The organism is Asticcacaulis sp., assembly GCF_020217185.1.
In the GTDB taxonomy this organism is placed as follows: domain Bacteria; phylum Pseudomonadota; class Alphaproteobacteria; order Caulobacterales; family Caulobacteraceae; genus Asticcacaulis.
Window position 1 is genome coordinate 1 of the sequence record NZ_JAIWNX010000192.1, and the last position, 10,000, is coordinate 10,000.

Sequence of the window (10,000 nt, forward strand, 5' to 3'; positions counted from 1 at the left end):
TGCCCGTATAGTGTTTCAGGCGGGCCAGCGAAAAATCGGTGCGCAGGCCATCGAATAGGGCGAGAGGACGATGCCCCTCGGCATCCAGAAGCTCCATGCCGTCGGCGACTTCGTTACCGATCAGGGCCAGTTCGGTGGTCGGGAAGTGGCGCGCCAGATCGAAGGCCGAGACGCTGTTGAGGTCAAGGCCCGCGCCATCCAGCACGTAAGGGTAAGGGATTTCCTGATCTGAGACGCCGACGCTGATTTCGGCATTATAGTCGGTTTGCAGAAGCTCAAGCTGCGTCCTGATCTCTTCACCGAACAGGTCCGGGCGGGTGATCGAGGAGGAATAGGTGCCGGGCCGCGAGAAGCGGGCAAAGGCGCGGTTGACGACCGGGTGGCGCAGGTGCAGCGGCGCGTCGTCATCTTCTTCATCGACGCCCTTCCACACCACGATCAGGCGCGGATAGCAGTACCGGCCCTGTTCACGGGCGGCTTTCGACGGTTTGCTACGGTCAGTGAGATAGGCCTGAAGATCGGTTTGCAGCGCCTTGACGGCGGCGACGTAGATGTCTCTCAGGCTGGCGACGGCCTCGGCGGCGGTCAGATTTTCGAAACGGTGGCTTTCGGCGCCACGAGCCGCTTTTCTTTGCTTTTCCATATTCCATTGTGCCACGCCTTTTTCCCTGTGAAAAGACCATGGCCCACACATTTTGTAACCCGGTTACAGGCGGCGTGAGGAAGATATGGGTCGTTCTTTTTTATACCTCGCCAGCAAGCTGGGGAGGTACAAGGCGTTACAGATTCGCTTTCAGAAAGGCGGCGCAGTCGGCGCGTAGCGGGCCCTTGCCGCGAAACGGAAGGGAATAGGCCGCGGCGCAATCCGAATGGCTCAACCCCTCATAGACGATCAGTTGCGACGATGTGCCGACCTTTGTCAGCGCGGCGTCGAGATTGACCGAATTGCTGAGGCGGCACACCGTGTCGGCGCGGCTGTGCTGAAGCAGGAAGCGCGTCATGCTTTTGGTGGCGTGCTGGATCGGCTGCGTTTCCAGCGGTCGCGGAAAAGTGCCGAAGCTGTTGCGGGTGGCGTCCACATCGAAGGGATAAAAGTCATAGGGCCCAGATACGCCGATGGCCACCCGGATGGGATTGGAGGCCAGCGGATCGAACCGCAGGAACTGCTCATCCAGCGCCAGCATGATGGCAATATAGGCCCCGGCGGAATGGCCCATGACGCCCAGACGCGCGGCATCGCCGCCCCAGGTAACGGCCTGCTTTTGCACATGGCGCACGGCGGCTGCGGCATCCTGCATGAAGTCCGGGAAGACGACTTCCGGATAGAGGCGATAATCGGCGACGACCACCAGATAGCCCAGCGAGGCCAGCGATCGGCCCATCCACGCATAGTCGGTCTTGCTGCCCGAATCCCAGTTGCCGCCATAAAAGAAGACCAGAACGGGCCAGCCCTTCGGCGGCTTCGCTCCGGAGGTCGGGGCATAGACGTCATAGCTTTGGCGCGCCTTATCGCCATAGGCCACATCCTGCGCCACGCGGCGGGAGCCGCCATCCTTTGGGGTCAGGGTGTTGAAGGCCGACAGGGTCGAACAGCCCGACAACAGCAGGCCCAGACCACTGCCGATCACAAGGCCGCCCAGCAGCCGGCGTTTATTGAGGATCATGCGGAGCCTTTGCGACGGATTTTGCGCACAGTTGCGTGAAGATGCTAAGTTCTGACATTGAGTTAGGCCATGACTATCCTAGTATGGCCCTAAACAGACCATACGGATTTCAGGGAGCTTTGGACGTGCATAAGCGAGACTTTCTTCTGGGCGCCGCGGCGGCGGCCTTTGCGTCCCCTGCTCTGGCGCAAACCCCTGCGGCGAAGGCCGATATCCCGCGGGAATGGATAGACGCCGACACCGGCCACCGCCTTGTGCGCCTGTCGGACGAGGATAATTCCAAATCCCTGTACTTCCATGACAATGCCTTCACGGCGGATGGCAAGTGGATGATCTTCGACAGCCCCTCCGGCATCCAGATGGTCGAGCTGGCGACGCGCAAACTGCGTCAGTTGACGCCGAAAGGCTATGGCAGCCTGATGGTGTCGCGCACGAAGAACATCTGCTACGCGCGCAAATTCCCCGGCGGCGAAAAGAAGAGCGCCGACGATAAGGGCCGTGCCGGCATCGAAATCGTTGCCATCGACATGGATACGGGCAAGATCCGCACCATCGCCAAGGACATCAAGGGCTATGTGACGACGGTCAATGCCGACGATACCCTGCTGGCGGGCACCTGGGCCGAGCGCGAATATCAGCTCCAGCCGGGGCCGAAGGTCGCCAATACGGACGGCGGTTATAATGCCATTGGCCCGGACGGCAAGCCGCTGAGCTTTCAGGCGGCTAAGGAGGTGCGTATGGCCGAACGGCTGGCGCAGAACATCCCGATGGAGATTTTCACGCTGAACATCCAGACCGGCGAACGCAAGGTGGTCACCGCCTCGACCGACTGGCTCAACCACGTGCAGTTTTCGCCGACCGATCCGCACCGTCTGATGTATTGCCACGAAGGGCCGTGGCACAGCGTCGATCGCATCTGGACGATCAGGACCGACGGTACGGGCAAGGAAAACGTCCATAAGCGCATGATGAATATGGAAATCGCCGGGCACGAATTCTTTGCGTTTGACGGCGAACGCATCCTCTACGACCTGCAAACGCCGCGCGGTGAGGACTTCTGGCTGGCCAGCTATGACCTCAAAACGCACAAACGCATCTGGTATCATATGGAGCGCAACGAATGGTCGGTGCACTTCCAGATCAGCCGCGATGGTAAGCTGTTCGCCGGTGACGGTGGTGATGGGGATATGGTCGCGCGTGCGCCGGATGGCAAATGGCTCTATCTGTTCCAGCCGGAGATTATCGACGACCTCGGCGTCTCAGCCCCCAATGCGGCAGAGCTGATGCGGCCGGGCGTGCTGCGCGCCACCAAGCTGGTGAACCTCAAGGCGCATAATTATAACACCGAACCGAATCTGCAATTCACGCCGGACGGCAAATGGATCGTCTTCCGCTCCAATATGCACGGTCCTATCCACGTCTATGCGGTGCAGGTGGCGAAAGGGTGAGCGATTTGTGATGTATCAGTACGGAATAGGGCGAATAGGTAGTGAAATGATTTCGCCATATTTCAAAATAGCGGGCTGTACGTCTGCACGCGCAAGTGTTTTTTGCCGCGTGGCCTCACGCGCCAATTGCACAGGTGTTGATTTCTTTTGTGGCAGATAGGTCTGAACATTCATGAGCGCATATGTGCGTGTGTCGGGGTCTTCGAGTTGATCGATAATGACTTTGGCCAGCATGTCGCTATCTTCTGCGCAAAGTAGAGCGGTTTGAAGTGGCGAGTAAGCGGCCTTGGCATTTTGCAGCATGAGGTCCAGAGAGGCTTTCATCTTGTCGGTTTCGCCGGTTTGCGCATATGCGCAAACTTTGACCCCCTCGATTGACATCTGGCCGTAAAGGTTCGCTTGATTGGCTCTGATGTTTCCGACTTCTTTCAAGGCTTCATTTGGACGTGAAAGGGCTGTGTAGAGGGCTCCGAGATTTATTCTCTGACTGACCATATCTCGGCCATCAGCAACAGATACGTCGCGCGCCATCTTTAAAACCTGTTCGGCTTCGGCATGACGTCCCAACTGCCACAAAATACGAGATTTTGTGTCTAAAGCCCAATTGAGTCGGGTGGCCACATCGTCGTAGGGCTTACGATTTACGGGGGCGCGGTCGTGTTTATTCAGAGCCTCATCAATTACTTTTAATGCCTCTTCTGGTCGATCAAGGTCGTTCAGGTCGAGCGCGACAAGATCGGGCCCGGCCAGAAGAGTCGGATTGCGGTAGGCGAAATCCCGATGTCGTGCCAGTTGGGCTTCGTAGGCCGCTGTGATCTGCGCATCCGTCACATGCCGATAAGCGTTGTAACGCTTATCTATGCGCAGCCTGATTAGACTATCGGGTTCAATTAATGCGGCGGCAACGGTTGCGGCTTTCTCGGTCTCGCCCTTTGATACGTAAATTTCAAAAAGCTCGAAAGAAAGCGATTCTACCGAATAACCACTTTCCTGAGGAGTGTAGTGGGCCGATTGCAATGCCTCAAGAAGTCTGCGTTTGCTGGCCTTTCCATCTTGGATTTCATTGCTGGAATAAACAATTGAAAAAACAATATTGCGATCTATTTCCTGAATTCTGTGGGGAAAGCGCGATGCCAAAACAGTCAGGGCCTCCACAGCATCTTGGTGCTTTTTGAGTCTGGGTGCGATGGCTAGACGTAATCGCCAGTACTCATAGTTTGTTGCATCACCGGGGACGTGACGCGCCCTTTCTAAGGCGTCATAGGCCTCTTCGGGTGCATTCGAGTTGAGAAGCGCGATAGAAAGCAGACGGTAGCACAAAACCTGAGTGTCTGGAGGCAGAGAGCCGAATTGTGCATTATCGATAATCGTCCGGAGGGATTTGATTGCCTTCTTGAAGTCTCCGGCTTGCAGATGCGAATCGGCGTCTGCAAGCCACTTTTGCAGATATTGCGATTGATCAGATACGCGCGCTGCTGTGTCCAATGCCGTAGCGCTGACGGGTATCAGCGCGGACGCGCCGACCAAGGCGGCAACAAAAAGAAACTGACGCATGGAGTCCCCCCGGATTTTTTTTAAATCCTATACTCTGTTGCCGCCTCTGTCATCCCCGGACCAGCGTGCACCCGGCGGAATAGACCAGCAACAGCGACGGCGCCGGGGGTGTCGAGGGCAGGGGCGTGCCGTTTTCGCGATAGGCAAAGCCGCCGATACGATAGATGCCGGCTTGGGTCTCATCGCGCAGCGCCGTTTGCGGGCGTACCTGCCCGACGATTTCGACCAGCGCGCGGTCATAGAGCTTAAGGCCGGAAAACTTCGATTTACGCATGGACTCACTCCCTGCACAAACCGTGAACGATCAGGGTTAATGCCGGGTTAACCGACGCGCAGGGGCAAGGCTTTCGGTCCGCGCAGCGACAGGCTGGGCTTGAACTGTGGCTCCGCGCTCAATTCGATGCTCTGAAACCGCGACAGAAGCGTCGCAAAGGTAGCCTCCATATTCATGCGCGACAGGTGGTTACCCAGGCAGAAGTGCGGCCCGGCGGCAAAGGCCAGATGGCGGTTGGGCGTGCGTCCAATGTCGAAGCGGTCGGCATCGGCGAAGGCCTCCGGGTCGCGGTTGGCCGAGGCGTAGAGCAGGCCGATCTTTGTGCCCTTGGGTATCTCCCAGCCATTGACTTGCATGTCTTCTGCCGCAAGGCGATGGAAGAAGGGCAGGGGCGCGTCGTAGCGGAACATCTCCTGAATGGCCGTCGGCATCAGGCCGGGATCGGTGCGCAGACGCTGAAGCTGATCCGGGTGGGTCAAGAGCGCCGTCAGGCCGTTGCCCATGGCGTCGATGGTCGAGCCGTGCCCGGCCATCAGGATCAGCATACAGGTCGAGATATATTCATCCTCGCTCAGTTCGCCCGCGTCCCAGCGTCTCAGCAGCCGCGAAATCAGGTCGTCCTGCGGGCGTTTACGTCGCTCATCAGACAGGTCGATCAGGTAGTCATAGAAGGTTTTGGTGGTGCGTTCGGCCAGCGCCTTGCGGTCATCGGTGCGGTCGATATCAAAATACTGCACGATGTCCTCGGACCAGATGCGCAACTGTGCGCAGTCGGCATCCGGCACGCCCAGAAAGCGGCCGATGACGCGCCCCGGCACATGCACGGCCAGATCGTTGATAAAGTCGAACTCTGAGCCTACCGCGTCGAACAGTTCTGACACATAGGCCTCGACCCCGGCTTTCAGGCGCTCGACCTGAGACGGTGTAAATTCTCCGAACACCAGCCGACGCAGGCGCTGATGCACGTCACCATCGGAATTGAGCAGGGAAAACTGCACAAAGCGCGCGTGGTACGGCATGTCGTGCCAGTTCTGGGCGCGGCGGTCGGCGGCGATCTCTTCGGCGCTCAGACGATGGTCGAGCGACCGCAGCGACAGGGGGTTGAGGGCGGCGGCCTGCACGTCGGCAAAGCGCGAGAACAGCCAGATATCAAATGGCGCAAAGTAATGGGGCGCGCTCAAAGCCCGCAGGCGCGCATAGGCCGGGTAGGGGTTGCGGGTGAATTCGGGCCCCAACGGATCAAACAGGACGGGATCGGCGGCAGACGGATCAGGCAAACGCATCGGACAAACCTGTGCGGCGGACCAAGCCGTGTCAAGCGGTCGCGGAGCGTCAAATGAAATGGATTTGCTAAACCGTCCGAATAACAGCATATTGCGAAGTCTGAACATAACCTCAGGGCCCCGCCGGATGACACCGCCTGAGTTGCACATCCTGATTGTCGATGACAATCGCGGCGACGCGGTGTTGCTGACCCGTGCCCTCAAGGCGGCACTGGACGAAGCGGTCATTGAGACGGTTTCATCGGGCGAGCAGGCCTTGCAGCGCCTGCTGGGCGAAGGAGAGTATAGCGGAAAACCTGTACCCGTGCTGGTTCTGCTCGATTGCCGCCTGCCGCGCCTCAGCGGGTTTCAGGTGCTGGAAAAGGTGCGCACCGATCCGGCTTTGACACAGGTGCGTATTTTGCTGATGTCCGGACTGGTCACGCCGGAGCATGTGGCCGAAGGCGAGCGCTGCGGTTCGGACGGCCATATCGAAAAGCCCGACACCCCGCACGCCTTTGACGATCTGGCTCAGGCTTTACGCGGGTTCACAATGGACGCCTCTGGTCGCGGCGCGCCTTTTCGTTTCCCGGACGGCCTGCCGCACACTCTCTAAAGCGATGTGCGGAAAAGTGTGAGCTGTTTTCCGCAAAAACATCGCGACAAAACAAAAATTTAGAGCGAAATGGCGTTTCCACCTAAAGTCATTTCGCTCTAAAACTCAGGCCCTGGGCAGGCTGAACGAGATGGCCGTGCCGTCATCCGATGAGCCGATACCGATCTGGCCCCCGTGCATCAGGACGATCTTGCGGGCAAGGGTCAGGCCCATGCCGGCACCGTCATAGACATCGTCATTGTGCAGCTTGCGCAAGGGGCGGAACACGTCGTCATGGAACATCGGGTCGATACCGATGCCGTTGTCGGTGATCGAAATCCAGTAGGCCTGCTCGGTCTCTTCGCAAGCGATGTCGATGATCAGCGGCTGATTGCGACGGCGGAATTTGATGGCATTGTCGATCAGCATGTAAAACAGCTGGTACAGGCGGTTGGGGTCGCCCGTGACCTCCGGCAGATTGCCCGCGTTCAGCGTACCGCGAATCATGTCGAGATCGGTCTGACGGTTCATATGCACGCGCGCCACGATCTCTTCCAGATCGACTTTCTGATCCAGACGCGGCACGGTGTTGAGTCGTGAGAACTGAAGCAGGCCGTGCAGGATTTCCTGTAGTTTCTCACCGCTTTCCAGAACCATGGACAGATTGGTGCGCGCGTCGTCCGTTTCGGGCACCGGGGCCTGTTCGACCAGCAGTCGCGAAAACTCGACCAGGGACCGCACGGGGCCGGCCAGATCGTGCGACACGATATAGGCGAAGTCCTTGAATTCCTCCGCCGGGTCCATCTCGGTCATGCTCCTTATCTGATATTTTTGCATGTCGGGCTCCGTGCCTGTGTGGAAAATTATACCGCTTACTCTGCGCTACCTGTTGTGGCCCTTTAATACGCCTGAACTAGGCTCATGGGCGGCTTTTGCAATCCCATGAACCGGTTACATATACGCTCTCACAACCTTACAGAGATTTAAACGCAAACTGAAAGCACATAAATTTGATTGTTTTTGTTACGGTTATTGCCTTTCATTCGCGTTTGTGAGGCAAAAAAAGCCCCGTCTGTGACGACGGGGCTCATAGCTTGCACCAGAGTGAAATAGAAATTCTATTGGGCTTTTGCCACGCTGACCTGTGGCTTCGGCGGCGCCTTCATGCCTTCGCCGATAAAGAAGGACGGCCAGGGCGGTTGATTATAGGCGGTGTTCTGCCAGGCGATGGCGGCGCGGTATTGCGGGTCCTGCATCAGGGTGGTGAATTTGTAGGTCGTCGGAATATTGGTCGAATAGATGCGCAGCGACGTGTTGTCCTCGCTGCGCAGCATCACCTCTTCGCGCCAGTCGCCAAGCAGGTCCGCCGACAGGGCCGGCGTCGATTTGGTGCCGTTGTTCGACGTCGCCCCTTGTGCGTCGAGTATCACCTTCGACTCAGACGTATTCCAGTCCCACTTATAGACCTTGTTGCCGTCCAGCAGCTCGCGCAGGAGATCGCCGTCCCACCACACCATGAAGTTCATCTGGCGGGGGCGTTTGTCCGTTATGACATTACCCTTCACATCGTACAGATTGCCGCTGTTCGAGGCCCAGAATTCGGCCCCCGGATGGCGCGGGTCGATATCGCCTGCGGCACCCCGGCCGGTGTCCTTATCAGCAGGCACCTTGAAGATCACTTCGCCGGTCCGCGCATCGAGCAGCGCCGCGCCGGTATTGCCGGACATCTTCATATTCTCGTGTACGCCCCACTTTTCGAGACCCGGCCGGTTGGGATCGAGGTCAGAGACGTGCATGGCGTCGCCGTGGCCCATGCCGGTGGTCCACAGCGGCTTTCCTGTGTCATCGAGTGCCATGGCGCCGTAGAGGATTTCCTGTTTCCCGTCGCCATCGACATCGGCGACGCTGAACTGGTGATTGCCCTGCCCGGAATAGCCGGACGGCACCCCGGCGGCTTCGGAGTCGAAGTACCAGCGATTGGTCAGCTTGCCGTTTTTGTAATCAACGGCGGCAATGGTGGTGCGGGCGTAATAGCCGCGGGCGAAGATGGCGCTGGGGTGCTGTCCGTCCAGCCACGCCGTCCCGGCCAGAAAGCGGTCGCTGCGGTTGCCATAGGCATCCCCCCAGCGCGCCGTCGCTTCGGCATCGGTGGGATTATCGCCATTCGGGCCGCGCGGTGACGGATAGGGGATGGTATCGACCACCTTGCCCGTCGCGCCTTCGAAGACGCTGAGATATTCCGGCCCCTTGAGCACGCGCCCGGTCAGGCGCGCCATCAGCTTGCCGTCCTCGGTCTGACGCGAACCGGTGCGGTCCTTGTTCTCGATCTCACCCGAAGGAATGACCCAGTCGGCAGTGGCGTCCCCGATCACCTTGCCCTGCGCGTCGGTGGTACCGTCCGCCGTCTTGACGATCAGCTCGGCCTTGCCGTCGCCGTCATAGTCGGCCACCTGAAACTGCGTGTAGTGCGCCCCGGCGCGGATATTGCGCCCCAGATTGATGCGCCACAGTTGCTGGCCGTCCAGCCTATAGGCATCGAGCAGCACCGGTCCTGTATAGCCGCCCTGACTGTTGTCCTTGGCATTGGTCGGGTCCCACTTCAGGATGATCTCATAGCGGCCATCGCCATCGAGATCACCGACCGAGGCGTCATTGGCGGTGTAGCTATAGGCCTGTCCGTCCGGCGTCGTGCCATCGGCCGGTTTGTTTAATGGGATAGACAGGTAACCGTCGATCCGCAGGGCTTTGGAGGCGAGGCCTTCCTTGCCCGCCATGACTTCGCGCACCTCATAGGTCGCGGTGTTGGAACCCGCCTCGTCCTTGAAGCTGGTCGCTGTGGTGATGGGCTTGCTGTTCAGCTTGCGACCGTCGCGATAGACATTGAAACCCAGTCTGGCGTCATCCGTCACCAGCGCCCGCCAACTGACCAGCACGCCCTTTTCCGCGGTCACCGCGACCGCGCCACGATCCAGATATTCGACCCTGGCTTTCGGCGCGTCGGCCGCCATCGCGTGCGCTGCGCCCAGCATTAGTGCGACGCCAGCCAGAAGAGAGACTTTGAGTGTCGGGATTGTCATATATTCCTCCGATGCGGGGCCTTGTTCACGCGTGCCGCCGCTTTCCGGGACGTTTTACGCGCCAGTTGAGCTGATCTGTCGCCAGCGATAGCACAAATTTGTGTCCTTCCAATCGAAATTGATCGA

General features: G+C 58.8%; 8 protein-coding genes and 1 pseudogene. 2 read left to right on the plus strand and 7 right to left on the minus strand.

The window, feature by feature from the left end; translation table 11 throughout:
- Nucleotides 1–658 (minus strand): annotated as a pseudogene (locus tag LDL37_RS09490) (AMP nucleosidase); the annotation flags it as partial.
- Between the two features lie 121 nt (nt 659–779).
- Nucleotides 780–1,664, minus strand: coding sequence for an alpha/beta hydrolase (locus LDL37_RS09495; protein ID WP_290797249.1), 885 nt, complete (start codon nt 1,662–1,664; stop codon nt 780–782).
- A 125-nt stretch (nt 1,665–1,789) separates the two neighbouring features.
- On the opposite strand from LDL37_RS09495, the gene LDL37_RS09500 reads away from it, so the two are divergent.
- Entirely contained in the window at nt 1,790–3,112 is a 1,323-nt protein-coding gene (locus LDL37_RS09500) for an oligogalacturonate lyase family protein (RefSeq protein ID WP_290797252.1), read from the plus strand.
- A 15-nt stretch (nt 3,113–3,127) separates the two neighbouring features.
- Here LDL37_RS09500 and LDL37_RS09505 read toward each other — a convergent pair whose 3' ends face one another.
- Genes LDL37_RS09505 through LDL37_RS09515 form a run of 3 tightly spaced genes read right to left on the minus strand, consistent with a single transcriptional unit; the run spans nt 3,128 to nt 6,223 of the window.
- Nucleotides 3,128–4,666: a hypothetical protein gene (locus tag LDL37_RS09505; protein ID WP_290797255.1), complete on the minus strand. Its 1,539-nt coding sequence runs from the start codon at nt 4,664–4,666 to the stop codon at nt 3,128–3,130.
- 49 nt (nt 4,667–4,715) lie between these two features.
- A complete protein-coding gene (locus LDL37_RS09510) occupies nt 4,716–4,940 on the minus strand; it encodes a hypothetical protein (protein ID WP_290797258.1) in 225 nt (74 codons plus the stop codon).
- Between the two features lie 47 nt (nt 4,941–4,987).
- On the minus strand, nt 4,988–6,223 hold the full coding sequence (locus LDL37_RS09515; protein ID WP_290797262.1) for a cytochrome P450: 1,236 nt from the start codon (nt 6,221–6,223) through the stop codon (nt 4,988–4,990).
- Between the two features lie 127 nt (nt 6,224–6,350).
- Here LDL37_RS09515 and LDL37_RS09520 point away from each other — a divergent pair, with 127 nt between their 5' ends.
- Nucleotides 6,351–6,818, plus strand: a complete 468-nt coding sequence (locus LDL37_RS09520; protein ID WP_290797264.1) for a response regulator — start codon at nt 6,351–6,353, stop codon at nt 6,816–6,818.
- A 105-nt stretch (nt 6,819–6,923) separates the two neighbouring features.
- Here the strand turns inward: LDL37_RS09520 and LDL37_RS09525 are convergent, their stop codons facing one another.
- Together LDL37_RS09525 and LDL37_RS09530 are read right to left on the minus strand one after the other, a co-directional pair.
- Nucleotides 6,924–7,610 (minus strand): ATP-binding protein, encoded by a 687-nt coding sequence (locus LDL37_RS09525; protein WP_290797267.1) that lies wholly within the window; start codon nt 7,608–7,610, stop codon nt 6,924–6,926.
- A gap of 305 nt (nt 7,611–7,915) precedes the next feature.
- Nucleotides 7,916–9,874, minus strand: coding sequence for a rhamnogalacturonan lyase (locus LDL37_RS09530; protein WP_290797270.1), 1,959 nt, complete (start codon nt 9,872–9,874; stop codon nt 7,916–7,918).
- Nucleotides 9,875–10,000: the final 126 nt, after the last annotated feature.